The organism is Peptoniphilus mikwangii (genome assembly GCF_000468535.1).
Taxonomy (GTDB): domain Bacteria; phylum Bacillota; class Clostridia; order Tissierellales; family Peptoniphilaceae; genus Anaerosphaera; species Anaerosphaera mikwangii.
This window is the reverse complement of the sequence record NZ_AUQY01000002.1, coordinates 308,428-333,761: the sequence shown is the minus strand read 5'-3', so window position 1 is coordinate 333,761 and position 25,334 is coordinate 308,428. Positions and strand designations below refer to the sequence as shown.

Annotated in this window: 30 protein-coding genes; 28 read left to right on the top strand and 2 right to left on the bottom strand. The window is 29.2% G+C overall.

Annotation, left to right across the window (positions count from 1 at the left end):
- Window positions 1–5: 5 nt before the first annotated feature.
- Window positions 6–314 carry a hypothetical protein gene (locus M915_RS02010; protein ID WP_009222154.1) on the top strand — a complete coding sequence of 103 codons (309 nt, stop codon included), beginning with the start codon at window positions 6–8 and terminating at the stop codon, window positions 312–314.
- Window positions 315–320: 6 nt separating this feature from the next.
- Here M915_RS02010 and M915_RS02005 read toward each other — a convergent pair whose 3' ends face one another.
- Both M915_RS02005 and M915_RS02000 read right to left on the bottom strand, forming a co-directional pair.
- On the bottom strand, window positions 321–566 hold the full coding sequence (locus tag M915_RS02005; RefSeq protein ID WP_036728895.1) for a GIY-YIG nuclease family protein: 246 nt from the start codon (window positions 564–566) through the stop codon (window positions 321–323).
- A complete protein-coding gene (locus M915_RS02000) occupies window positions 566–1,177 on the bottom strand; it encodes a RecX family transcriptional regulator (protein ID WP_036728892.1) in 612 nt (203 codons plus the stop codon). Before M915_RS02000 ends, M915_RS02005 begins: the two co-directional genes overlap by 1 nt.
- Before the next feature lie 110 nt (window positions 1,178–1,287).
- Between M915_RS02000 and M915_RS01995 the strand changes: the two genes are divergently transcribed.
- The 27 genes from M915_RS01995 to queA all read left to right on the top strand — a co-directional run bounded on the left by M915_RS01995 (window position 1,288) and on the right by queA (window position 25,328).
- Window positions 1,288–1,725 (top strand): FHA domain-containing protein, encoded by a 438-nt coding sequence (locus M915_RS01995; RefSeq protein WP_009222157.1) that lies wholly within the window; start codon window positions 1,288–1,290, stop codon window positions 1,723–1,725.
- A gap of 1 nt (window position 1,726) precedes the next feature.
- Window positions 1,727–2,977, top strand: coding sequence for an FtsW/RodA/SpoVE family cell cycle protein (locus M915_RS01990; RefSeq protein ID WP_036728889.1), 1,251 nt, complete (start codon window positions 1,727–1,729; stop codon window positions 2,975–2,977).
- Window position 2,978: 1 nt separating this feature from the next.
- Window positions 2,979–4,418, top strand: a complete 1,440-nt coding sequence (locus M915_RS01985) for a peptidoglycan D,D-transpeptidase FtsI family protein (RefSeq protein ID WP_036728886.1) — start codon at window positions 2,979–2,981, stop codon at window positions 4,416–4,418.
- A 7-nt stretch (window positions 4,419–4,425) separates the two neighbouring features.
- Window positions 4,426–5,124, top strand: coding sequence for a 2-C-methyl-D-erythritol 4-phosphate cytidylyltransferase (gene ispD / locus M915_RS01980; RefSeq protein WP_036728882.1), 699 nt, complete (start codon window positions 4,426–4,428; stop codon window positions 5,122–5,124).
- Between the two features lie 8 nt (window positions 5,125–5,132).
- The gene (ispF, locus tag M915_RS01975; RefSeq protein WP_036728880.1) at window positions 5,133–5,609 is read left to right on the top strand and encodes a 2-C-methyl-D-erythritol 2,4-cyclodiphosphate synthase; all 477 of its coding nucleotides are present in this window, start codon (window positions 5,133–5,135) and stop codon (window positions 5,607–5,609) included.
- A gap of 3 nt (window positions 5,610–5,612) precedes the next feature.
- Entirely contained in the window at window positions 5,613–6,269 is a 657-nt protein-coding gene (gene fsa / locus M915_RS01970) for a fructose-6-phosphate aldolase (RefSeq protein WP_036728877.1), read from the top strand.
- 1 nt (window position 6,270) lies between these two features.
- Window positions 6,271–7,239 (top strand): class II fructose-bisphosphatase, encoded by a 969-nt coding sequence (gene glpX / locus M915_RS01965; RefSeq protein ID WP_009222160.1) that lies wholly within the window; start codon window positions 6,271–6,273, stop codon window positions 7,237–7,239.
- A gap of 30 nt (window positions 7,240–7,269) precedes the next feature.
- Window positions 7,270–8,964, top strand: a complete 1,695-nt coding sequence (gene rho, locus M915_RS01960) for a transcription termination factor Rho (RefSeq protein ID WP_036728874.1) — start codon at window positions 7,270–7,272, stop codon at window positions 8,962–8,964.
- Window positions 8,954–9,736 carry a TrmH family RNA methyltransferase gene (locus tag M915_RS01955; RefSeq protein WP_036728870.1) on the top strand — a complete coding sequence of 261 codons (783 nt, stop codon included), beginning with the start codon at window positions 8,954–8,956 and terminating at the stop codon, window positions 9,734–9,736. Before rho ends, M915_RS01955 begins: the two co-directional genes overlap by 11 nt.
- Entirely contained in the window at window positions 9,733–10,425 is a 693-nt protein-coding gene (locus tag M915_RS01950) for a DUF6873 family GME fold protein (RefSeq protein ID WP_009222163.1), read from the top strand. The genes M915_RS01955 and M915_RS01950 overlap by 4 nt, the downstream gene beginning before the upstream one ends.
- 253 nt (window positions 10,426–10,678) lie before the next feature.
- Window positions 10,679–12,586 carry a threonine--tRNA ligase gene (thrS, locus tag M915_RS01945; protein WP_036728867.1) on the top strand — a complete coding sequence of 636 codons (1,908 nt, stop codon included), beginning with the start codon at window positions 10,679–10,681 and terminating at the stop codon, window positions 12,584–12,586.
- A 210-nt stretch (window positions 12,587–12,796) separates the two neighbouring features.
- Window positions 12,797–13,153, top strand: a complete 357-nt coding sequence (gene ylxM, locus M915_RS01940) for a YlxM family DNA-binding protein (protein ID WP_036728864.1) — start codon at window positions 12,797–12,799, stop codon at window positions 13,151–13,153.
- Entirely contained in the window at window positions 13,153–14,490 is a 1,338-nt protein-coding gene (gene ffh, locus M915_RS01935; protein ID WP_036728861.1) for a signal recognition particle protein, read from the top strand. Before ylxM ends, ffh begins: the two co-directional genes overlap by 1 nt.
- 53 nt (window positions 14,491–14,543) lie before the next feature.
- Complete coding sequence (rpsP, locus tag M915_RS01930; RefSeq protein ID WP_036728858.1) at window positions 14,544–14,825, top strand: 30S ribosomal protein S16; 282 nt, start codon at window positions 14,544–14,546, stop codon at window positions 14,823–14,825.
- A gap of 21 nt (window positions 14,826–14,846) precedes the next feature.
- Window positions 14,847–15,083, top strand: a complete 237-nt coding sequence (locus M915_RS01925; protein WP_009222168.1) for a KH domain-containing protein — start codon at window positions 14,847–14,849, stop codon at window positions 15,081–15,083.
- A complete protein-coding gene (rimM, locus tag M915_RS01920) occupies window positions 15,067–15,576 on the top strand; it encodes a ribosome maturation factor RimM (RefSeq protein ID WP_036728855.1) in 510 nt (169 codons plus the stop codon). Before M915_RS01925 ends, rimM begins: the two co-directional genes overlap by 17 nt.
- Entirely contained in the window at window positions 15,573–16,301 is a 729-nt protein-coding gene (trmD, locus tag M915_RS01915; RefSeq protein ID WP_036728852.1) for a tRNA (guanosine(37)-N1)-methyltransferase TrmD, read from the top strand. Before rimM ends, trmD begins: the two co-directional genes overlap by 4 nt.
- Before the next feature lie 4 nt (window positions 16,302–16,305).
- The gene (gene rplS, locus M915_RS01910; protein WP_009222171.1) at window positions 16,306–16,653 is read left to right on the top strand and encodes a 50S ribosomal protein L19; all 348 of its coding nucleotides are present in this window, start codon (window positions 16,306–16,308) and stop codon (window positions 16,651–16,653) included.
- A 103-nt stretch (window positions 16,654–16,756) separates the two neighbouring features.
- Window positions 16,757–18,412 carry a glycosyl hydrolase family 18 protein gene (locus M915_RS01905; RefSeq protein ID WP_036728849.1) on the top strand — a complete coding sequence of 552 codons (1,656 nt, stop codon included), beginning with the start codon at window positions 16,757–16,759 and terminating at the stop codon, window positions 18,410–18,412.
- 55 nt (window positions 18,413–18,467) lie between these two features.
- Complete coding sequence (locus M915_RS01900; RefSeq protein WP_036729745.1) at window positions 18,468–19,106, top strand: zinc dependent phospholipase C family protein; 639 nt, start codon at window positions 18,468–18,470, stop codon at window positions 19,104–19,106.
- A gap of 60 nt (window positions 19,107–19,166) precedes the next feature.
- Window positions 19,167–20,165 (top strand): aspartate--ammonia ligase, encoded by a 999-nt coding sequence (gene asnA / locus M915_RS01895; RefSeq protein WP_036728846.1) that lies wholly within the window; start codon window positions 19,167–19,169, stop codon window positions 20,163–20,165.
- Between the two features lie 71 nt (window positions 20,166–20,236).
- Window positions 20,237–21,010 carry a hypothetical protein gene (locus M915_RS01890; protein ID WP_009222176.1) on the top strand — a complete coding sequence of 258 codons (774 nt, stop codon included), beginning with the start codon at window positions 20,237–20,239 and terminating at the stop codon, window positions 21,008–21,010.
- A 43-nt stretch (window positions 21,011–21,053) separates the two neighbouring features.
- Window positions 21,054–21,548 carry a crossover junction endodeoxyribonuclease RuvC gene (gene ruvC / locus M915_RS01885; RefSeq protein ID WP_009222177.1) on the top strand — a complete coding sequence of 165 codons (495 nt, stop codon included), beginning with the start codon at window positions 21,054–21,056 and terminating at the stop codon, window positions 21,546–21,548.
- Complete coding sequence (gene ruvA, locus M915_RS01880) at window positions 21,549–22,145, top strand: Holliday junction branch migration protein RuvA (protein WP_036728842.1); 597 nt, start codon at window positions 21,549–21,551, stop codon at window positions 22,143–22,145.
- Between the two features lie 2 nt (window positions 22,146–22,147).
- Window positions 22,148–23,164 carry a Holliday junction branch migration DNA helicase RuvB gene (ruvB, locus tag M915_RS01875; protein WP_009222179.1) on the top strand — a complete coding sequence of 339 codons (1,017 nt, stop codon included), beginning with the start codon at window positions 22,148–22,150 and terminating at the stop codon, window positions 23,162–23,164.
- A complete protein-coding gene (locus tag M915_RS01870) occupies window positions 23,161–24,291 on the top strand; it encodes a SpoIID/LytB domain-containing protein (RefSeq protein WP_036728839.1) in 1,131 nt (376 codons plus the stop codon). The genes ruvB and M915_RS01870 overlap by 4 nt, the downstream gene beginning before the upstream one ends.
- Window positions 24,292–24,305: 14 nt before the next feature.
- On the top strand, window positions 24,306–25,328 hold the full coding sequence (queA, locus tag M915_RS01865) for a tRNA preQ1(34) S-adenosylmethionine ribosyltransferase-isomerase QueA (RefSeq protein ID WP_009222181.1): 1,023 nt from the start codon (window positions 24,306–24,308) through the stop codon (window positions 25,326–25,328).
- Window positions 25,329–25,334 lie beyond the last annotated feature (6 nt).

Sequence of the window (25,334 nt, the reverse complement as noted above, 5' to 3'; positions counted from 1 at the left end):
GAGTTATGTCAAAGATACTTGAAATAATGTCAGGGCACAATCAATACATAATGATTTCAATTTATGTTATAATAGCAGCTATAATTGTTACATTTGTAGTTAATTTTGTAACTAAAAGCTTGAGATTTGTGAAATATTTACCGGGAATTTTTTTAATATGTATAGGTATGTTTTCTCTTTTTTCTGTAGTAAATGATCTTTTTAACCCTGAAAACTTAGATAATATAGTTATTTTTGTAATAAGTAGTGCAGCGGGAATAATTTCATTTTTATTTGCGCTTATACTTGGTATAATACAAAATGATTTGGGATAGTTTAAACTATCCCTTTTTTATTAGATTTAATTTTTGAGTTTTCGAAAGTTTTTTTATTTCAATTTCTCTTCTTAAAGCATCCGACTTATTGTTAAATTTTTCAAAATATTTTAAAGTTACAGGAGTTCTTCCTCTTGTATACTTAGCGCCGAGTTTTGAATTATGAAGTAGAATTCTTTTAGATAAATCTACAGTATATCCTGTATATAGAGTTTTATCAGAACATTCTAATATATACACAAAATAATTCATTATTTATAATCTATCTCCTTTAAAGCCAATTTTATTTTACTATAACTGTATCCTTTATTTGTTAAATATTTAAGTAATTTCTCATATTGATTTTTATCTGTTTTATTATACTTAATTTTCTTTTCTATTTCAGATAATAAATTTTTATGTTCGGTGTCCGTATCTGCATCTTCAAAAACGGAATCTATTATATTTTTATTTATTCCTTTTAATGATAGAGCAAGTCTAATTTTTTGAAGTCCATGTTTATTTATTCTTATTTTGTCGGATGTATAATATTTAGCATATTTCAGATCATCTATATAGTTCATAGACTGTAAGTAACAAATAGTTTCATCTATTATTTCGGTTTCTATTTGATTTAATTTTAAATATTCTCTTATTTCATATTCAGTTTTTAAATTTTTTATATATTTTAGGCTTAAATTTATAGCTATATATTTTTTATTTTCAAATAAAATGTTTTTTATAATTTCATGATTTATTTCCATTGACTTATACAAATTAAATTTTACTAAGGTATCTTCTAAAATTTCAAAATTGTAGTCAGTGTCAGTATTTACAGTAAAAGTATTAGATTTTTTGTTATATAAAATATTTTTTATAATCATAATGTATCACCATTTATATTCTATCATACTAACACCATAAATATCATTTTTGTTTAATTTAATTTAAATTTGTGATATTATATTGTTGATTATATTAGAGAGGTGTAAAAGTGTTTGAATTAATATCACAAGTTTTAAAATATATATTCATATTTATAATATATTTATTTATTTTTGGAATTATAAGACTTATGTATCTTGACATAAGAAGCATGGATAAAAAAGGATCGTCTCCGGATACAGCATATTTAAAAGTAGTAAATAGACTGGATACTTTAAATTTTAAAATGCATGAATATTATGTATTAAAAGGGAAAGTTGTAGCTGGACGTTCATCAAAATGTGATATAGTTATAAAGGATAAATTTGTAAGCAAAGAGCATATAAAAATAATTGAAGATGGGAATTCATATTTTTTAGAGGATTTAGATTCGGCTAATGGAACTTTTTTAAATGGAGAAGAAGTTCATGATATTATAGAGCTTAGAAATGGAGATAAAATAGGTGTCGGATTTATCCAATTTATTTTCGTCGATAATAGGGGGTAACATGTTAGAAAAGGTTTTAAAAACAAGACGCCCAAGAGATTTATTATTGGCATTTGAATTACTGAGTATTTTACTTTTATTCTTTTTTAATAATAAACATGTAGATAAATACATTGTACTTTTATTTACAGGTCTTGTTTTAATATTATATATTTCAAATTTTATATTAGGTAGAGTTTCTACCGGAGATAATTATTTATTCTTAATAGCTTCTATGCTTTTATCAATAGGCATAATAACTATATATAGAATAAATCCAAGTCTTGGAATAAGACAAATTGTTTGGTCATTAGTGGGAATTTCACTATTTTATATTACTTATTTTGCAATGAGAGTTTTCAGAAGGCTTGAAAAATATACATTGCATTATTTTGCTATTTCAATATTTTTGTTTTTAATTACTGCAGTTTTTGGTACCGATCAAGGGATGGGTGCAAAAAACTGGATATCCATGGGAAGCTTTTCAATGCAACCGTCAGAAATTACTAAAATAATAGTAATTTTTTTAGTAGCTGCATATTATACCAGTTTCCAATATCAAATAAGTAAAAAATTTAGGTTTAAACCATATACATTAATGATAATTATCTATTTTTTAATAGGCTTGTTGTTTATTCAAAAAGATCTTGGAACAGCAGCCATATTTTTGGCAATATTTACCGGGATTCAATTTGTTTATGAAGATAATAAAAAAGTAATTCTTGTCAATATAGCATTAATGATAGCAGGAGCAGTTTTAGGATATTTAATTTTTAACCACGTTAGAGTTCGTGTCGATATTTGGTTAAATCCATGGACACCTGATAAAATTTATGGAAAAGGAAGTCAAATAGTTCAATCTCTATTTGCTATTAGTGAGGGAGGATTCTTTGGAACAGGTATTGGACTTGGATATCCAAAATTGATACCTGTTGGATATTCTGATTTTATATTTCCTATAATTTGTGAAGAAATGGGAATTTTTACAGGAATAGGTATAATAATGCTATTTATGCTATTGACATATAGGGGTATAAAAATTGCGATAAGCCAAGAATATAAGTTTTATAGAATTATATCAATTTGTGTTGCTGTACTTTTTGCAGTACAGACATTTTTAAATATAGGTGGGGTAATTAAATTAATTCCAATGACAGGAATTACCTTGCCGTTTGTGTCTTATGGGGGATCTTCAATGATTTCAAGTTGTATAGCGCTTGGAATACTTCAAGTTGCAAGTGAAGATATGTCTTATAAGTATAATGAGGTGTAGAATGGACGTAAAAGAAAACAAAAAAATATTGACATTACTAGTTTTTTTAATTGTTTTATTTTTGTCTTTGATATTATATTTAAGTTACTTTACCGTTTTTAAAGCATCTAAAATTATAGATAATCCTGCAAACAGAAGAGATGTGTTAAAAGTTGCCGAAATAAAAAGAGGAAGCATATCTGATAGAAATGGAGAAGTGTTAGCATATTCAGATGGAGAAAAATATAAGTACCAAAGACATTATCCATACCCTACAATTTATTCTCACTTAGTTGGATATTCCAGTAAAGTTAGAGGAAATTCGGGGATTGAATCAAGTTATAATAAGTACTTACTTGGAAGAGAGGGAAGTAATACATTAAAGGCGATAAGGGCATTTTTTGATAAGAGAATTGAAGTTAATGCAGGAAATAATTTGATTCTTACAACAGATACCAATATACAACAAAGATCAAGAGATTTACTTGATGAACTTGGAGAAAAAGGCGCTATAGTCGTAATGAAACCAAAAACAGGAGAAATTTTATCTTTAGTTTCTTATCCTGATTTTAATGTCGAGTCTATAGACAAAGATTATGCTGCAATAGTTGAAAGAAATGAAGGAGCATTTTTTAATAATGCAATTCAAGGATTATATACTCCCGGTTCAACTATGAAAATAGTTACAGCGGCATCAATAATAGAAAGTGGAATAAATCAAGATTATACTGATATCGGTGAAGAAAAATTGGGCGGTTATCCAATAAAAAACTCTAAAAATATGGTATATGGAGATATAAATTTAATGGAAGCATTCACTTTTTCAGTGAACACATATTTTGCAAATAAAGCAATAGGAGTTGGAAAAGATAAGTTTGGTGAAACTGCTGAAAAATTTATGTTCAACAAAAAAATTCAATTTGACCTAAATACAACTACAACAGAGCTCGCAATATCAAAATGTAAGTATAAAGATTGGGATAATCAGGCACTTGCATCTGCAGGTATAGGACAAGCGGATATTGGAGCAACACCGCTTGAAATGTGTATGGTAGCATCTGCAGTTGCTAATGAAGGGAAAATGATGAAGCCGTACTTAGTTTCTAAAGTAACTAATAATGCGGGGAATACTATATTAGAAAACAAACCTGAAGTTTTATCAGAAGCAATGAAAGTAGAAACGGCAAATCAAATTAGAGAAATGATGATAAATGTTGTAAATAAAGGATCCGGTAAAAGTGCTGCACTTAGAAATGTGCAGGTAGCAGGAAAGACAGGAACTGCACAACGTTCAGTTGAAAAATCTATTAATAATGCATGGTTTATAGGTTTTGCGCCGGCCGAAGATCCTCAAATTGCAGTTGCAATTGTAATTCAAAATGTAGACCAACTTGGTGGAGAAGTTGCTGCTCCTATGGCACAGGAAATTATAAACTATTCACTTAGTCAGTTAAATAAGTAGGAGAAAAATGTATAAGGATAATTATGTAACGGCAATAATAGCTGCTGCCGGTATGGGTAAGAGGATGAAAAATAGTTTGAATAAACAGTTTTTATCTATAAATGATATTCCGATACTTGCTCATACGATTAAAAAAATTGAATTTTCTAAATATATTGATTTTATTATTTTAATAATAAGGCGCTCAGATATAAATTATGTTGGAGAAATTATAAGTAAGTATGGAATTAATAAGCCGTTTAAGCTTGTATATGGTGGAAAAGAAAGGCAAGATTCAATTTATAATGGACTCATTAATATGCCGGATGATACAAAAATAGTTTTGACACATGATGGGGCAAGACCTTTTGTTGATGTAGCTAAAATTGACTATGCTATTGAGTCTGTTTTTGAAACTGGAAGTTGTACTCTTGCAAATCCGGTTAAGGATACTATAAAAGTTTCATTAAATGGCGAAATTGTAGATTATACTCCAAACAGAGCAGAACTTTGGGCAATTCAAACTCCGCAAGTATTTTTAAAAAATATAATTATTGGAGCATATAAGCAGGCTTATGATGAAGGATATTATGGAACCGACGATTGTTCTTTGGTAGAAAAGACAAATAGAAAAGTAAAGCTTATTTTAAATGACTATAATAATATAAAAATAACTACTCCGGAAGATTTAATTATTGCAGAGGCTATTAATAAGGATAATACTTAGGAGGTAACATGAGAATAGGTATAGGATATGATGTTCATGAACTTGTAGAAGATAGAAAACTTTTTCTCGGAGGGATAGAGATAGAATATGAAAAAGGGCTTCTTGGACATTCTGATGCAGATGTATTAATTCACGCAATAATGGATTCCATTTTAGGAGCATTATCACTTGGAGATATTGGTAAATTGTTTCCTGATACAGATGATAAATATAAGGATATTGATTCTAAAATACTTCTTAGAAAAGTTTATGATATAATGATAGATAAAGGATATGAAATTGGAAACATTGATACTGTCGTTGCAGCACAAAGACCAAAGTTAAAAGATCATATACTTGCTATGCGTAAAACAATAGCGGATATTTTAAATACAGATATTAAAAATATATCTGTAAAGGCAACTACTACCGAGCATCTTGGTTTTATAGGAAGAGAAGAAGGAATATCAGCAGAGGCTGTTGTAATTTTAGTAGAAAGAGGATAAATTATGAAATTTTTTATTGATACTGCAAATTTAGATGAGATAAGGGAGATTAATTCCTGGGGAATTATATCCGGAGTCACAACAAATCCAAGTCTTATAGCAAAAGAGGGAAGAGTTTTTGAAGATGTAGTTAGAGAAATTGCAGAAATAGTAGACGGACCGATATCTGCAGAAGTAACAGCTCTTGACAGCGAAACTATGATTACTCAAGCTATGGAGCTTTCTAAAATAAACAAAAATATAATAGTAAAAATTCCTATGACACAAGAAGGTTTAAAGGCGGTTAATATTCTTTCAAAAAAAGGAATAAAAACAAATGTAACATTAATTTTTTCTGTTAATCAAGCACTTCTTGCAGCGAGTGCAGGAGCAAACTATGTAAGTCCGTTTGTAGGAAGACTTGATGATATAGGACAAGATGGAATGGAATTAATAAGAGATTTAAGTGAAATATTCAATATTTACGGAATAGAAACAGAAATTATAGCTGCATCTGTAAGAAATACAATTCATGTTTATGAATGTGCAAAAAGTGGTGTAGATATAGCAACTATACCTTATAAAGTATTTAAACAAATGACTACTCATCCCCTTACGGAGATTGGTATAGAGAGGTTTTTGAAAGATTTTAGAGATGTTAGAACAAAAGGAGATTTTTAGAATGAACAGAAATTTAGCACTTAATCTTGCGAGAGTAACTGAAGCTGCTGCACTTTCTGCAGCAAAATTTCTTGGAAAGGGAGACAAAAATGCTGCTGATGGAGCTGCAGTTGACGCAATGAGAAGAATGTTTGACACTGTTGAAATTGATGGTGTAGTAGTAATTGGAGAAGGAGAAATTGATGAAGCTCCTATGCTTTATATAGGGGAACATATCGGAGGAACATGCGAAGAATTTGATAAAGTCGATATTGCAGTAGATCCGCTTGACGGAACTACATCAATAGCAAAGGGAATGAATAATGCTATTGCGGTAGTTGCAGTTGCACCAAGAGGATGTTTATTGAATGCGCCTGATGTTTATATGGATAAAATAGCATGTGGTCCAAAAGCGAAAGGTCAAATAAATTTAGATGATACTCCTACAGAAAACATTAAGAGGGTAGCTAAAGCTCTTGATAAAAACATTGAAGATATAACAGTTGCCATATTGGATAGACCAAGACACGAAAAAATAGTAGAAGAAATAAGATCTATAGGAGCTAGAATAAAAAAAGTTTCTGATGGTGATATAGTTACTGCTATTGAAACTTGTTTTGAAGATTCAGGTATTGATCTTATAATGGGAATGGGCGGAGCTCCTGAAGGAGTTATTGCAGCAGCAGCTCTTAAATGTTTAGGAGGAGATTTTCAGGGAAGACTTCATCCTACAGATGAAATGCAAATGAATAGATGTAAAGATTTAAATAGTGATTTAGAAAAAATTTACTATATTGATGATCTTGTAAAGGGAAATGAAGTTTTATTTTCTGCAACAGGAGTTTCTAAGGGAGAAATTTTAGATGGAGTTAAATTTTTCGGAAAAGATTCAGCCAAGACTGAAACATTAGTGCTTAGACTTCCGAGCGGAACAGTAAGAACTATTAAATCAAATCACAAATTATCACAAAAGCCTGAATATGCTAAATAATATTCAGGCCTTGTGCCTTTAGGAGTATATATGGAGAAAAAAATAGAAAATAATGAAATTTTAGACAGTAAGCCGATTGAAGATTTGCGTAATATTGCAATTTCTATGGGACTTAAAGACCATAGTTCACTTACGAGAGGAGATTATTATAATTACATAGTTAAGGGAAAAAAACCTATGATATTTTCATATAAAAAAGATGAGCTTGAAAAATTATCTGTAGCAGAACTTAGAGATATAGCAACAAATAACGGAATATCTCATAGTTATAAATTAAAAAAAGAAGAATTAATAAAAAATATATTACTTACACAATCAAATCAAGATATTCAAATTCAAAACAAAAACAAGTTAAATAATATGACAATGAGCCAATTAAGAGATATGGCTGATAATTTAAATATTAAAAAATCCTATGAATATAGAAAAACTGAATTAGTTGAAGAGATTTTAAAGATACAAAATATAGAAACAGATCTAACTTTTGACGAATATTATGACGATTTTTTAGATAGTTTAGAAGAAAAAATCGAATATGAGGAAGTCATAAATGTAGAAGATCTATCTGATAATGCTACTGAAATTATTGAAGAGATGGAAGATATAAATTATGTTGGCGGAATTTTAGATTTACACCAAGATGGTTATGGATTTTTGAGGGTTAATAACTATTTGTCGGGAGAAGGAGATATATATGTATCACCATCTCAAATAAGAAAATTTAGACTTAGAAATGGTGACGAGGTAGTAGGAGTAATAAGACCTTCAAAACCTGGTGAAAGTTATAATGCGCTGATTTATATAAAAAGTGTTAATGGATTTGAACCTAATAAATGTATAAATAGACCTTATTTTGAAAATTTAACTCCAATATATCCAAAACAAAAGCTTATACTTGAAAGTGATTCATCTGATATTGCAACAAGAATTATAGATTTAATTTCACCAATAGGAAAAGGGCAAAGAGGACTTATAGTATCACAGCCTAAAAGCGGAAAAACAACTCTTTTAAAAAAAATAGCATCTTCTATTTCAAAAAATTATCCTGAAGTAAAATTGATAGTTTTATTAATCGATGAAAGACCTGAAGAGGTTACAGATATGATGCGTTCAGTTAAAGGGGATGTAGTATATTCTACATTTGACGAACAACCTAAAAATCATATCAAAGTTGCAGAAAATGTTATAGAAAGAGCTAAGAGATTAGTTGAGCAAAAGAAAGATGTGGTCATACTTTTAGATTCACTTACAAGGCTTACAAGAGCATATAATTTAACAACACCAACAAGTGGAAAAACACTTTCGGGTGGTCTTGATCCATTATCTTTGCATAAACCGAAAAGATTTTTTGGAGCAGCAAGGAATATTGAAGAAGGGGGAAGCCTTACCATACTTGCTACAGCACTTATAGAAACAGGTTCAAAAATGGATGATATAATATTTGAAGAATTTAAGGGAACTGGAAATATGGAAGTTCACCTTGATAGAATACTTTCTGAAAAAAGAATATTTCCGGCGATTGACATATATAAAAGCGGAACAAGAAAAGAGGAGCTTTTATTAAATAATGATGAGCTTGAGTTTGCATGGACAATTAGACGTATTATGAATAAAGAGTCTACAGAAGACGTTACGGAATTTATACTTCAAAATATAATTAAATATGAAAAAAACAAAGATTTTATAGAAGGAATAAAGGATAAGTTTAATTTAAATGAAAAATGATTTGATTATTGAAAGTAAAGATAATAAAAGCTTCAAATATTTAAAGTCTCTTTTAAACAAGAAGCAAAGAACATTAGATAAAATTTTTTTTGTAGAAGGAATAAAAGTATTAGAAGAAGCTTTAAAGTACAAAATACCTATGTATATCGCAGTATCAGATACATTTAATAAATCAATAGTAACCGATCTTATTTTAAAGTATCAGTTAAATAATGTGGTGATATATTATTTTAAAAATACTATTTTTAAACAGCTCACTGATACAGAAAATTCACAAGGAATTATAGCGTATTTTAAACATATACACATTAATGGAATTAATGAAATAGAAAATGGTAAATATGCTTTTTTAGATGATCTTCAAGATCCGGGAAATGTAGGTTGCTTAATAAGGTCTGCTGATGCTTTTTCGTTAGACGGCATAATATTATCTAAAAATACAGTTGAGTTATATAATCCGAAATTAATAAGATCTACAATGGCATCGGTTTTTAGGGTTAAACTTTATATAGTAGAGAGCAAAAATGAAATTTTAAAATTAAAAGAAAATGGATTTAAAATAATATCAACTTCAGTTGAGAATGCAAAGGCATCATATGAATACAAATTTTCTGAAAATTCTGTAATTACATTCGGAAACGAGGCAAAAGGAGTAAGTGATGAAGTTTTTTCTTATAGTGATGAAAAAATTTATATTCCAATGTCTGAAGAGATAAACTCTCTTAATGTAAATGTTGCTGCTTCAATATTATTTTATGAAATGAACAGATGACAAGACTTGTAGTAGATAAAAATATAAATTCAAAACTAAAAAATAAACTTTTAAAAATGGGATACGAATTAATATATACCACAGAAAATAAAAAATTGCTTGATGGTATAAATTGTCATCCTGATATGTTATTAAGACCATTAGAAAACAGGGATATTATTTGTGATAAAGAAAATATTGATTATTATAAAAAATATTTTGAAGGATATAATTTAATAGAAACTGAAAAAATTCTTGATAAAAAATATCCTTTGGATGTAGCGCTGAATTTTGTTACTTATAATGGATATTTTATACATAACTTATCTTATACGGACAAGAAAGTAATAAATTATTATAAAGATAGAAATTATAAGTTTATAAATGTTAGACAAGGGTATACTAAGTGTAACATACTTATAGGCAAAAATTCATTAATTACATCTGATGATAACATTTATAATAAACTTAAAGAGATTTTTAATATACTTTTAATAGAACATGGGCAGATAGTGCTTAGAGGTTTTAATTACGGATTTATAGGCGGAGCATCCGGATTTTTAGATAATAAAATCATGTTTACGGGAGATTTTAAAAATCACAGCAGTTATAAAAAAATGATTGAATTTTTAGAACGAAATAATGAAGAATATGTTATTTTGACAGATGAGCCCATTGAAGATTATGGAAGTATTCTCGAAATTAGATAGTTGCCTTTTTAAATAAGTTATGTTATTATATCAATAATATTTTACGTAGATGGGATAAGTAGAATAGAAATATCTTCACAGAGAGAAGAACATCAGCTGAAAGTTCTTTAAGTAAAGCTATTTGAAAACTAACCCTGAGTACCTTGGTAATGCGAGGCGTGTTAGTCGCGATAAGATGATTAAGGAATAATTAAGGTGGAACCACGGTTTATCGTCCTTTCGGATGATAAACCTCTTTTATTTGGAGGTAAAAATGATAGTAAAATTGCCTGATGGCTCAGAAAAAGTATATGAATGCTCAAAAACTGTAAAAGAGATAACAATGGATATTTCAGAGGGACTTGCAAGAGTTGCAGTAGGAGCAGTAGTTAACGGAGAAACTTTAGGAATGAAAGATTTAGTTTCCTGTGACTGCGATTTTAGAGTTCTTAAATTTGATGATAAAGAGGGAAAACAAATTTTTTGGCATACAACATCACATGTTATGGCTTATGCAATAAAAAATTTATTTAGCGGAAGTAAATTTGCCATAGGACCATCGATTGCCAATGGATTTTACTATGACATAGATGTTGAACACAGATTTGCTCCTGAAGATCTTGAAAAGATAGAATCAGAAATGAAAAAAATTATAAAAAGTGAATATGAAGTTGAAAAATTATCCTTACCAAGAGCGGAAGCAATAAAACTATTTAAGGATTTGGAACAAAATTATAAACTTGAGTTGATAGAAGGTATAGAGGATGAAAATATAAGTATATATAAAATAGGCGACTATTATGATTTATGCAAAGGTCCTCATTTGGAAAATGTTAAAGCAATTAAAGCATTTAAGTTACTTTCAATAGCAGGTGCATATTGGAAAGGTGACGAAAATAATAAAATGCTTCAAAGAATATATGGAATTTCTTTTGAAAAGAAAAAACAGCTTGATGAATATATAGAGAGAATTGAAGAAGCGGAAAAGAGAGATCACAGAAAACTTGGACGTGAACTTGATTTATTTACAATGCATGATGAAGGTCCGGGATTCCCATTTTTCCATCCTAATGGAATGATACTTAGAAATGAACTATTAGGTTGGTGGAGAAATGTTTTAATTGAGAACGGCTACGGAGAAATACAAACTCCTATCATTTTAAATGAAGCTCTATGGCATAGATCAGGACACTGGGATCACTATAAAGAAAATATGTATTTTACAAAAATAGATGGAGAAGATTATGCTGTAAAGCCTATGAACTGTCCCGGCTCTACAATAGTATATTCTACAAATCCTCATTCATACAGGGAGCTCCCAATAAGACTTTCTGAATTTGGACAAGTTCATAGACATGAATTGTCAGGAGCACTTCATGGACTATTTAGGGTAAGAACATTTACTCAAGATGATGCTCACGTATATTGCTTGCCATCTCAAATTGAAGAAGAAGTATTTAAGATGATAGATCTTGCCGATTATTTATATTCAACATTTGGATTTAAATATTCAGTTGAACTTTCTACAAGACCGGAAGATTTTATGGGAGATATTGAAACTTGGAATAAAGCGGAAGAAAGTTTAAAGGTAGCTCTTGAAAAGAAAAATATCAAATATTCTATCAATGAAGGAGACGGAGCATTTTATGGACCTAAAATTGACTTTCATCTTGAAGATGCTATTGGAAGAACATGGCAATGTGGAACAATTCAGTTGGATTTCCAAATGCCTGTAAATTTTGACTTGACATATATAAATGAAAAGGGAGAAAAAGCAAGACCTGTAATGCTTCACAGAGCTTTACTCGGATCAGTTGAAAGATTTATGGGAATATTGATAGAACATTTTGCGGGAAAATTCCCATTGTGGTTGTCTCCGATACAAGTTGAAATTATACCTGTATCTGAAAAATTTGCCGAATTTGCAAAAGAACTTGAAATAAAACTTAAAAATGCAGGTTTAAAAGTATATTTAGATGAGAGAGCAGAAAAAGTTGGATACAAGATAAGAGAAGCACAGCTAAAGAAAATAAATTATATGCTTGTAGTTGGAGAACAAGAAGTAAATTCAGGTAAACTTTCGGTAAGAAAGAGAAACGGCGAAGAAATTAAAGATTGTGAAGTGGAAGAATTTATAAATATTTTAAAATCTGAAATAGAATCAAAAGAAATTACAAATTAAAAATAAGTGATAGAATAAAAACTCTTAGGGTAGTGTCTCTAAGAGTTTTTATTAATATATTTTATATAAATAGTGAGTTTTATGTAAATGAAGATATAAATAATAAAAAATTTTTATATTTATTAAAAATATATTGACATAAAATAGCTTGTTAAGTATAATTAATAAGGTCAATGAAAAAGGTTGACCGTAAGTGATTGTGGTGATATTATGATTGATAAAGTAATTGAAATAAATATTCTTTTAGATTTTTATGGAAAGCTATTATCTGAAAAGCAAGAAAGAGCAATAACTATGTATTATATATATGATTATTCTATAAATGAAATTGCGGAAGAACTTTGTATTTCTAAACAGGCGGTATCGGATAATATTAAAAGGGCAGAACAAAAATTAATTGATTATGAGAAAAAGCTTGATTTAGTTAAAAGCTATGAAGAAAGATTAAATAAACTTGCTTTGCTTAGAGATTTATTTTCAGAATTTAAAAATAATTCAAAGAGTGTTGATGATATAACATTGAGAAAAATATATTCCACAATTTTTGATAAAGAGGAGGTGTATTGATGGTATTCGAATCTTTGTCGGATAAATTACAAGATACACTGTCAAGGCTGAGAGGAAAAGGAAAGCTATCTGAAAAAGACATTGATGCTGCCATGAGAGAGGTTAAACTTGCTCTTTTAGAAGCAGACGTAAATTTCAAAGTAGTTAAAGATTTTATAAAGAGTGTCAAGGAACGTTCATTAGGTTCTGAGGTACTTGAGAGCTTAACTCCGGGACAGCAGGTTATAAAGATTGTAAATGAAGAGCTCACTTCTTTAATGGGTAAAGGTGAAGCTAAAATAGATTATTCTAAGAAGCCTACCGTTATAATGATGTGTGGACTTCAAGGTGCAGGAAAGACAACAACTTCTGCTAAGCTTGCTAATTTAATGAAGAAAAATGGTAAAAGACCACTTCTTGTTGCATGCGATGTATATAGACCGGCTGCAATAAAACAGTTGCAGATAGTTGGAAGCAGTGTTGATGTTCCTGTGTTTTCTATGGGAGATAAAATAAATCCTGTTGAGATTGCCAAGGCAGCTTTGGAACATGCTAAAAAAAATGGGAATGATGTTGTTTTATTAGATACTGCCGGCAGACTTCACATAGATGAATCTCTTATGGAAGAATTGCTTAGGATGAATGAACAGACAAATCCATCTGAAGTATTGCTTGTTTTAGATTCTATGACAGGTCAGGATGCTGTTAATGTTGCTGATTCATTTGATAAGCTTTTAAAATTGAGTGGTGTTATACTCACCAAGCTTGATGGAGATGCAAGGGGTGGAGCTGCACTTTCAATAAGGGCTGTTACTGATGTTCCTATAAAGTTTATTGCTATGGGAGAAAAACTTGATCAAATTGAGGTTTTTCATCCTGACAGAATGGCATCGAGAATACTTGGAATGGGAGACGTTTTGAGTTTAATTGAAAAAGCGCAGGTGGCAGTAGATGAAAAGAAAGCTATTGAGCTTGAACAGAAGATTAGAAACCAGACTTTTACATTTGATGATTTTTTAGATCAGCTTGAGCAAATGAAAAATTTAGGACCTCTTGAGGATATTCTCGGAATGCTTCCGGGTATGAATAATAAAATGCTTAAGGGAATTAATATTGATAATAAAGAATTTGCAAGAGTTGAAGCTATTATAAAATCCATGACAAAGGAAGAAAGACAAAAGCCGGAAATTATAGATATTTCCAGAAGAAAGAGAATTGCTGAAGGAAGTGGTACATCACCTGTTGATGTAAATAAACTTTTAAAACAATTTAGAGATCTCAGAAAAATGATGAAACAATTTGGAAATATGGGAAAGACAATGAAAAAGAAGAGATTTAAAATGCCTTTTTCATTTTAAGTAGTTGGAATTTATTTTATATAAATTTAGTTTTTTTAATGGAGGTGAATTAATTGGCAGTTAAGATTAGACTTAGAAGAATGGGAGCTAAAAAGAATCCTTTCTATAGAATAGTTGTAGCAGACTCTCGTAGTCCGAGAGATGGAAAATTTATTGAAGAAATTGGTTATTATGATCCACTAACTGAACCTAAAAAGGTTGTAGTTGATTCAGAAAAAGCAAATAAATGGATAAAAAACGGTGCTAAACCAACAGATACTGTTGATAGATTGTTTAAAGAAAATAGTGTTTATGAAGCTAAAGTGGAAGAAGTAAAGACAGAAGATGCTGAGTAATCTTTTGTATGGAGGAATCAAATGGTTGAATTAGTTGAATATATTGCTAAATCTTTAGTTGATTGTCCCGATTCTATAAAGATTACATCACATAGAGAGAATGATGAGTTAGTTATATCTCTAAGTGTTCTACAAAGTGACATGGGAAAGGTTATAGGAAAACAAGGTAGGATTGCAAAGGCTATTCGATCTATTTTAAAAGCTATTTCTCTTAAGGAAAATATAAGGGTTAATTTAGAAATTGAAGAAATTAAGTGAGTGTACAATAATCGGTAAGATTATCAATACAAGGGGAATAAAAGGAGAAGTTAAAATTTTTCCACTAACAAGTTCGGTTCATAGATTTTCGGATTTGATTACTGTTTTTATCGGCAAAAATCTTGAAGAATTTGAAGTATCAAATGTATCTTATGATGATAGATTTGTATATTTAAAATTTAAAAACATTGATAATATAAATGATGTACTTAGATTTAAAGATGAGTTTTTATATATTGATGATGCTGATAGGATTGAATTGGAAGAAAATACCTTTTTTATAAATGACATAATTGGATGTAAGGTATTTGATTTGAATGATAATGAACTTGGAGAAATTAAAGACGTTATAGAAAATCCTGTAAATGATTTATATTTATTAAAATCTGAAACAGGCGAATCTTTAATTCCTGCTGTTTCACAATTTGTAAAAAAGATTGATATTGATAATAAGATTATTGTTATAGACCCTATAGAGGGGTTGATTAATTGAAGTTCAGTATTCTTACACTTTTTCCTGAGTTTTTTGATGCTCTCCGAAATTATAGTATTGTAGGAAGAGCTATTGAAGAAAGTAAAATAGAGATTAATACTGTAAATATTAGAGACTTTTCTGAAAATAAGCATGGGCAGATTGATGATTATTCTTATGGAGGAGGGCCAGGTATGGTTATGATGGCACCGCCTATATATAGAGCAATAAAATCTGTTGAATCTGAAAATTCTAAGGTAATTTATTTATCACCTCAAGGAAAGACATTAACACAGAAAAAGTTAATTGAACTTTCGAAAATTGAGCATCTGGTTCTTCTTAATGGACATTATGAGGGAATAGATAATAGAATAATAGAAAATTATGTTGATGAAGAGATTTCTATAGGTGATTATGTATTAACTGGAGCGGAGATACCGTCTATGGTGCTGATTGATGGAATTACAAGGCTTCTTCCGGGAGTTTTGTCTTCTGATGAATCATACAGCATAGAGTCTCATTATAATGGAATTTTGGAGTATCCTCAGTATACTAGACCAAGTAGTTTTAATGGGTATGATGTTCCGGAAATTCTGTTAAGCGGTAATCACGAAAAAATAAAACAGTATAGAATTTATGAAGCAATAAAGGTTACACTGAAAAAAAGACCTGAATTATTAGATAGAGATAAATTATCTGATTATGAAAAAAAGATTTTAAATGATATAGAGTTTGAAGGGAGGTAACAAATTGGATATTATTAGAGCACTTGAAGCAGAACAAATAAAAAATGATTTACCTAAGATGAGTGTTGGTGATACAGTTCAAGTTCACTATAGAATTATAGAAGGTTCAAGAGAAAGAGTTCAAGTTTTTGAAGGAACTGTAATTAAAATTCAAGGAGAAAGTTCAAGAAAGACTTTTACTGTAAGAAGAATTTCTTATGGAATTGGAGTTGAAAGAACATTCTTATTATATTCGCCAAGAATTGCTAAATTGGTAATAGTTCGTAAGGGAAAAGTTAGACGTTCTAAATTGTACTATCTAAGAGATAGACAAGGTAAGGCTGCTAAAGTTAAGGAAAAAGTAAATTATTAATTAAAATATGGGACTTGTATAAGTCCTATTTTTTAATTAAAGGCTTTTAATTTTAATTCATAAGCTATATAATATAAGATATTAAATTAATGAGGATGATGAAATGAAAAAATTTTTTATTGGTTTTATATTTATATTACTTATTTTTGCGGCAGGAGGATTTTATTTTTTAAATTCAAGAGGTTCAAGTGAAACTTCTACTAAATATAAAGAATTTAGTTTTATCTATGAAGATAAGGATATAGATAAAAAAGATTTTGCTAAGATTGACGGACAATATTATCTATCATTAGATTTTATAAAAGAATATATTGACGACACAATATCTTATGATGAATCTGAAAAAGCTGTAATTTTTGTAAATACTAAGGGTACAAAAAGAATAGTTTTAGGTGCTAATGAAGCTTTTTTGAATGATCAAAGAGTAGGATTAAGATCTGCTGTAATTGAGAAAGATGGAAAAGTTTTAATTCCTTCAGAAATATTTATATATGACTATCCGGTATCTCTTAGATATATTGAAGATAAAAAAGTTCTTGTAATGGATAGAAAAGATATTGAATATGCAGTAGGAATTCCTACTGGTGATGGCTTAAATATGCGTGAGGAAGATAGCATAAAATCTCCGATAGTATCAATTTTAAAGAGGGATAATAAAGTTTATGTTTATGGAGAAAAGGGAGATTTTTATAAAGTTAGAGAAATTGATGGATATTCAGGATATATTAAAAAATCACTTCTTGATGTTGAATTTCCAAAAAATAAGTTTAAATTAGAAATTGGAATTGATAATGGAGAGGCTGTTAAGCCTCTCAATTTAACATGGGACTATACATATGGGCCTCAAAGTCAAGAAAGTATAGATGCTATAACTTCTATAAAAGGTTTAAATGTAATATGCCCTACATGGTTTTCTGTAGCCAATTCTAATTTAGATATAATTGACAGAGGCAATCAAGAATACGTAAATAAGTATAAGGCACTTGGAATTGAGGTTTGGGCTTATTTAGATAACTCATTTAATGCAGATTTAACGCATGAAGTTTTATCTAAGAGTTCATCAAGATATATTTTAGCTACAAAAACACTTAGACTTGCAAAGAGATACGGATTATCCGGTGTTAATGTGGATTTTGAAAACACTAAAATTGAAGATAGAGAAAATATTACGCAGTTTGTAAGAGAACTTTCCGGCATGTTTCATTCTGAGGGTTTAAAAGTTAGTGTAGATGTTACACCACAAATTTCAAGTGATGTTACAAAAGAACCATATAATAGAAAAGAACTTGCGAGATTTTGTGATTATGTAATTTTAATGGCATACGACCAACATTGGGCATCGTCAAAAAAAGCAGGTTCCGTTGCTGAATATAAATGGGTTGAAGGTAATTTAAACGTTCTATTTAGGCAAATACCACAAGAAAAATTAGTTTTAGGTGTACCATTATATTCTAGGTTGTGGAGTGAAAATGATAGCAATGTAAAATCAAGTTCGCTATCTATGAATCAAGTAAAAAATATTATAGAATCAAAAGGCAGTTCAATTAGTTGGGATGATGTTTCAAAACAAGACTATATAGAATACTCCGAAAATGACAAGTTGTATAAAATATGGATTGAAGATGCAAAATCAATAGAGTGGAAAACATCTCTTATAAATAAATATAATTTAGCTGGAATTGCAAGCTGGAGAAAAGGATTTGAAACCTCTGATATTTGGGATACAATAGATTCTGTTTTATCAAACATTAAATACTAAAAGATTGACAAAATAGATATATTATATTAAAATAAGTACAAATTTTTTGATGGGAGTGTTAAAAATATTAGCTGAAACTCACAGAAAAATTGCAGGTAAAATTTATGATAAAATTTTATATGAATATGGAATAGAACTTAACTTGGATAAACTGGAGTGGGGTGCTGTTGCACCGGATTATTTGCCATATTATAAGTTTAAAAGACATTATAAAGAAGAAAGCATAAATTTTATTTGTGGAGAAATTGTAAATTTAATTTTTATATGTAGATATGCTGACTTGTATAGTGATAAAAATTCATTTTTAATTAAGTATTTGAGCAAAAGAATAGGTATAATTTCACACTATTTATGTGATTATACATGTTACCCTCATGCATATCGAATGACTTTTATTGGAAATATGAAAAAACATATTAAATATGAGTCTGATTTGAATGATTATGCAAAAGAATATAATTTTGAAAATAACCACATTTCTATTAATAGCATAAATATTGAATGTAATTCGTTAGATAGTTTATTTTTTACGGTTAAAAATTATATTAATTATGTTATTGATAACTATAAGTCGGAAGAAAATTCTTTTTCAAATGATTTAAATTATGCTATGAAACTTAGTTATAATATGACAGATTTTATAGTGGAGACAATTTTAGATTATTCAGAAGAAATGGGATATCAATTTGCTTAATTAATAGTTAGTAAATATTCTTTCATCATTGATGAGGGGATATTTTTATTTGGAGGTAATATGAGAAATAATTCAGAAGTGACAAAGTTAGATCTAAAAGAAACACAAATGGCAATAAAATCACTAAAAGACTATTTTCAAAGAGATTTGGCTAATAGTTTAAATTTGGCAAGAATATCAGCTCCACTTATGGTAAGACCTGAAACCGGATTGAATGATAATTTAAGCGGTTTTGAGAAAGCTGTTAGTTTTGATATTAGAAATTATGATATAAATGTTGAGATAGTACAATCTCTTGCAAAGTGGAAAAGAAATGCTCTTAAAGAATATGGTTTTAAATGTTATGAGGGAATATATGCAGATATGAATGCTTTAAGACCTGACGAAGAACTTGACAAAATACATTCTATATATGTTGACCAATGGGATTGGGAAAAGATTATAAAGAAAGAAGATAGGAATGAATATTTCTTAAGGTCGGTCGTAAAAGAAATATTTGAAGTTTTTAAAAGAGCGGAAGAGTATATAAATCAATTGTATCCACTTGTTTTTGAAAAAAAGCTTCCGGATGAAATATATTTTATAAAAAGCCAAGAACTTGAAGATATGTATCCTAATTTAACAGGTAAAGAAAGAGAAAGGGAAATTTGCAGAGAGAAAAAAGCGGTATTTATAATTGGAATAGGGAATAAATTAAAATCTGGTGAACCGCATGATTTGAGAAGTCCTGATTATGATGATTGGTCATTAAATGGAGATATACTTTTTTGGAATCCTGTTATAGAAGATTCGTTTGAACTTTCCAGTATGGGAATAAGAGTCGATGAAAAATCGCTTAAAAATCAGCTTGAAGAATCAAATAAGACAGAAAGAATGAGTATGGATTATCACAAAAATATAATAAATAAAAAATTGCCATATACAATAGGTGGCGGGATAGGACAATCAAGACTTTGTATGTTTTTCCTTGAAAAAAGACATATAGGAGAGGTGCAAGCTTCAGTTTGGACTCCTGAAATTATTGATGAATGTAAAAAACAAAATATAATTTTACTTTAATTTTAATAAAAATTACACATTTGTAACTATTTATAGTATAATAACATTAATGGATACATGGAGGAATTTTTATGGGAGCAATATCAAAAATTAAAGAAACTAAATATGATTATAATTTTTGCTCTATGGATATAAAAAGATATTTAATTGAGAAGTTTCTGTATGATAATGATTCTGAATCCATTAATATTTTACTTAATATGTATGATGTTGATAATTCTATAGAAACTATATGTCCTACTTATATTTCTTTAAAGCATTTAAAAAAAGATATTATAAAGTTTTTAAAGCATAAAGAAGGAAAAGAACTTATAGCATATAATCTTAGTAATCTTATTCACAATGATGTAAATAGGTTTGAATTGTTTTTATATTTAGAAGGATACAGGGCAGGTTCAAATGCAGTTAAAAATATTAATAAATTAGAAATAATAACATTTAAAAATTATAATATTGAAGACTTATATTATAGAAGAACGTTATTTAATTATGAAGTGAAAGATAACGAAGTATTAAAATTAAAAGAAAATATGTTAAAAGATTTAAAAAGAGATAGTAAAGTAAGGCGTACTATTTATGATATAGTATTTAAATTTAATTTGCATCTTTTAAAAAGAAAGGTATTTAATTTAAATGCTCATGTTGATAAACAATTAGTTCTTAATTTTGATATAACTGATGAATCTGATGTTAAGTTTAAAGAAACAAATTCACATCTTTCTAAAAAAGAATTATATGGATTAGATAGAAAAATAGTTAGATTTTTGTGTATAGATGCAATGAGGATTTATGAAAATGCTTATTGGGAAGGCGTGAATGACAAAGTATTAAAGAGGTATAAATAAAAACTAAGATTTGTTGTCTTAGTTTTTTTATTAGTAATAGATTATGATAATATTAGGGATAGATCCGGGATTTGCGATAGTTGGATATGGAATTATTGAAGTGGTGGGAAATAAATATAAAGTACTTGATTATGGTGCTATTACTACAGATAGTAAAATGTCTTTTCCGTTGAGACTGGAAAAAATTTATTTAAAACTTGAAGATTTAGTAAAAAAATACAAACCGGATGACATAGCATTTGAAGAGTTGTTTTTTAATAAGAATGCAAAAACTGCAATGGCAGTTTCTCATGCAAGAGGAGTTATGATACTTTGCGGAAAATTAAATCATAAAGAATTGTTTGAATACACTCCGCTACAAATCAAGCAAGCAATAGCAGGGTATGGGAGAGCTGAAAAAAAACAAATACAGGAAATGGTTAAATTTATCTTAAAACTTAAAGAAACTCCAAAACCTGATGATGTTGCAGATGCACTTGCAGTTGCTATAACTCATGCTTCTTCCTTAAAGTTTAAAGACATGTTTAGGATGAAATAGATGATAGATTATATAAAAGGTATAATAAGCGAGCTTTTAGACAATTACATAGTTATAGAAAATAATTTTAAGGGATACATTGTATACATGTCACAGAGTGATATTGAACAACTTGAAATTATGCAAGAAGTAAAAATATATACAAGACTGATCATCAGAGAAGACAGTATGACATTATATGGATTTGCGAATAAAGATTCAAGAAAACTGTTTGATTTACTTACATCAGTAACATCGGTTGGTCCTAAAGCGAGTATGGGTATACTTTCTACATTATCTGCTTCTCAAATAATAGTTGCTATACTTGATGAAAATAGTAAGGCTCTTACAAGTTCTCCGGGTATAGGTAAGAAGACAGCCGATAGAATAGTTCTTGAATTAAAAGATAAGGTTTCAAAATATAATTTTGAAACTCGGTTTGACGTTAAAGAATTAAAAAATAGCCTGAAAGAAGAAATAGATATTTCTCCTGCGGTTGAAGCTTTGATTAGTTTAGGTTACAATAAGTATGAGGCTAAGAAGGCTCTTACCGGGATTGACGAGAATTTTGATGTATCTAAGATGATAAAAGAAGCACTTAAAAGGTTGGGGAGGTAGTTATGGAAGACAGTAGAATGGTTGAACCTACAATAACTCCATTTGACAGTTCTAATGACAATACATTAAGGCCCAGATGGTTAAGTGAATATGTTGGTCAGGATAAAGTTGTTGAGAAATTAAAAATTTTTATAGAAGCCGCTAAGAATAGACATGAACCTTTAGATCATTGTCTATTAAATGGACCTCCGGGTCTAGGAAAAACTACTTTAAGTTATATAATAGCCAATGAAATGGGAGTCAATGTTAAAGTAACAAGTGGACCGGCAATTGAAAGACCGGGAGATTTGGCAAGTATACTTTCAAATCTAAATGAAGATGATGTTTTATTTATTGATGAAATTCATAGGATAAATAGATCTGTTGAAGAAGTTTTATATCCTGCGATGGAAGATTATGCTCTTGATATAATAATAGGAAAGGGACCATCAGCACGTTCAATAAGATTGGACCTTGAAAAGTTTACTCTTATTGGAGCAACAACAAGATCAGGACAACTTACATCGCCACTTCGAGATAGATTTGGGGTTATATTAAATTTAGAATTATATGATATTGACAGTTTAACTGAGATAATAATGAGATCTGCCGATATTTTAAATATTGCAATAGAAAAAGAAGGTGCAATGGAAATAGCTTGCAGGTCAAGGGGAACTCCTAGAATTGCAAATAGGCTTCTAAAAAGGGTTAGAGATTATGCTGAAGTAAAGGAAAGTGGAGTAATAACAAAAAGAGTTGCAATAAAGGGATTAAATTTACTTGATATAGATAAATTTGGATTAGATGGCTTGGATAGAAAGATAATTCGTACTATGATAGAAAATTTTATGGGAAGGCCTGTTGGAATTGATGCAATAGCTGCATCAATAGGAGAAGAGAGAGTTACTATAGAAGATGCATATGAACCATATTTAATGCAAATAGGATTTATAAATAGAACACCAAGAGGTAGAGTACCTACTAAGGCTGCTTATGATCATTTTGGAATAGAATATAGAGAACAGGAGAACTTTTTATGAAAAAAAATTTTTTAGTGATTTTGATAATGTTATTATTGACACCATTTAGTGTTTATGCTGAAGATGATACTTATTTTAATATAAAAATCGGAAAAACATATACTGAAGGTAGTGAAATTAATGTAACGTCAAAGTCTAACATCTATCTTGTTGATGCAGACTATAATAAGATAATTGACTTAAATTCAAAAACTGTAACTGCTGTATTAAAGTCGGGAAAAATAATTTTAAAAAATAAAGAACAAATATATTCAAATGATTTAGTACAAGACGGAGCTATGATGCTTGCAACAGATGATTATTTGAAGGTTAATAATGAATATAGAGGATATATTTATTTTAAAAATTTGAAAGGAAATCTTATAGTTATAAATCATATTAAACTTGAAGATTATTTAAAAGGTGTAGTTCCAAAAGAATTATCAGCAGAATATCCAATAGAAGCACTTAAAGCTCAAGCTATATGTTCAAGAGGGTTTGCATTAAAAAATATAAATAAATATAAAAAATTGGGATACAATTTAGATGATACAACTAATTCTCAAGTATATAGTGGAAAAAGTTGTGAAAAAGATAAAAGTAACAGAGCAGTAGATGAAACTAACGGAGTATATGCTACATTTGAAGGTAAGGTTGCCGATACTATTTTTGGAGCATCTTCCGGAGGGTGTACTGCAGATATCAAAGATGTTTGGGGCGGAAATGGATTAAGTTATTTAACTGTAATTGAAGATCCATATTCATTAAAATACACTTGGAATTATTCTTTAGATAAATCTAAAATGACTGATATGTTAAAAAATAATTCTATTAATATTGGAGAACTTTTATCAATAAATATAACAGATTATGATAATTCAGGAAGAATAAAAAAAGTAGATTTGATTGGAAGTAATTCAACAGTTAATATTACAGGTAATAAGTTTAGAAATATTTTTGGAAACACTAAAATAAAAAGTGCTTTGTTTACAGTTTCTGATTTAGGAAGTAGTTTTAAATTTGATGGTAAGGGTTATGGACATGGTGTAGGAATGAGCCAATATGGAGCTGTTGAGATGGCAAAAGAAGGAAAAAGTTACAGAGAAATCATACATTTCTATTTTCCTGGAGTTGAACTTAATAAATAGTAGAAAGGTTATAGATGAAGACAAGAGATTTTAATTATGAGCTTCCTAAGGAGTTAATAGCTCAACATCCTTTAGAAAATAGAGATTATTCAAGGCTTTTAGTATTAAATAGGCTCACAGGTGATATTGTTCATAAGCATTTTTATGACATTTATGATTATTTAAAAACCGGAGATGTCCTTGTTTTAAATAATACTAGGGTTATGCCGGCAAGGATTTTTGGCAGTAGAATTGATAGACAAGAACATATAGAATTTTTACTTTTAAAAAAGATTGAGAAAGATACATGGGAATGTTTATGTAAACCGGGAAAGAAAGCTAAAGTAGGCACTAAAATCTTTTTCTCTGAAAGATTGAACGGAGAAATAGTAGATGTATTGGAAGATGGTAATAGAATTATAAAATTTATATATGAAGGTATATTTGAAGAAATTTTAGATGAATTAGGTGAGATGCCTCTTCCCCCATATATAACTGAAAAGCTCGAAGATAGAGAAAGATATCAAACTGTATATTCAAAGATTGATGGTTCAGCAGCTGCACCTACTGCAGGATTACACTTTACAAAAGAGCTCTTAGAAAAATTAGAAGACAAAGGCGTTAAAATAGTATACGTAACATTACATGTGGGGCTTGGAACATTTAGACCGGTTAAATCAGATGACATATTTAATCATCATATGCATTCTGAATATTATGAGATATGCAAAGATACAGCAGATGAAATAAATAAGGCAAAAATAGAAAATAGAAGAATTGTTGCTGTTGGAACAACTTCAATTAGAACTTTAGAAAGTTGTGCAGATGATAAAGGTATGGTTAAAGAATCTAATGGATGGACAGATATATTTATACATCCCGGATATAAGTTTAAGTGCGTAGATGCGCTTATAACTAATTTTCATTTGCCGGAGTCTACACTTGTAATGTTAGTTTCTGCATTTGCAACTAGAAGTATGATATTGAATACTTATGAAATAGCAGTAAAAGAAAAGTATAGGTTCTTCAGTTTTGGAGATGCTATGTTTATATATTAGGAGATT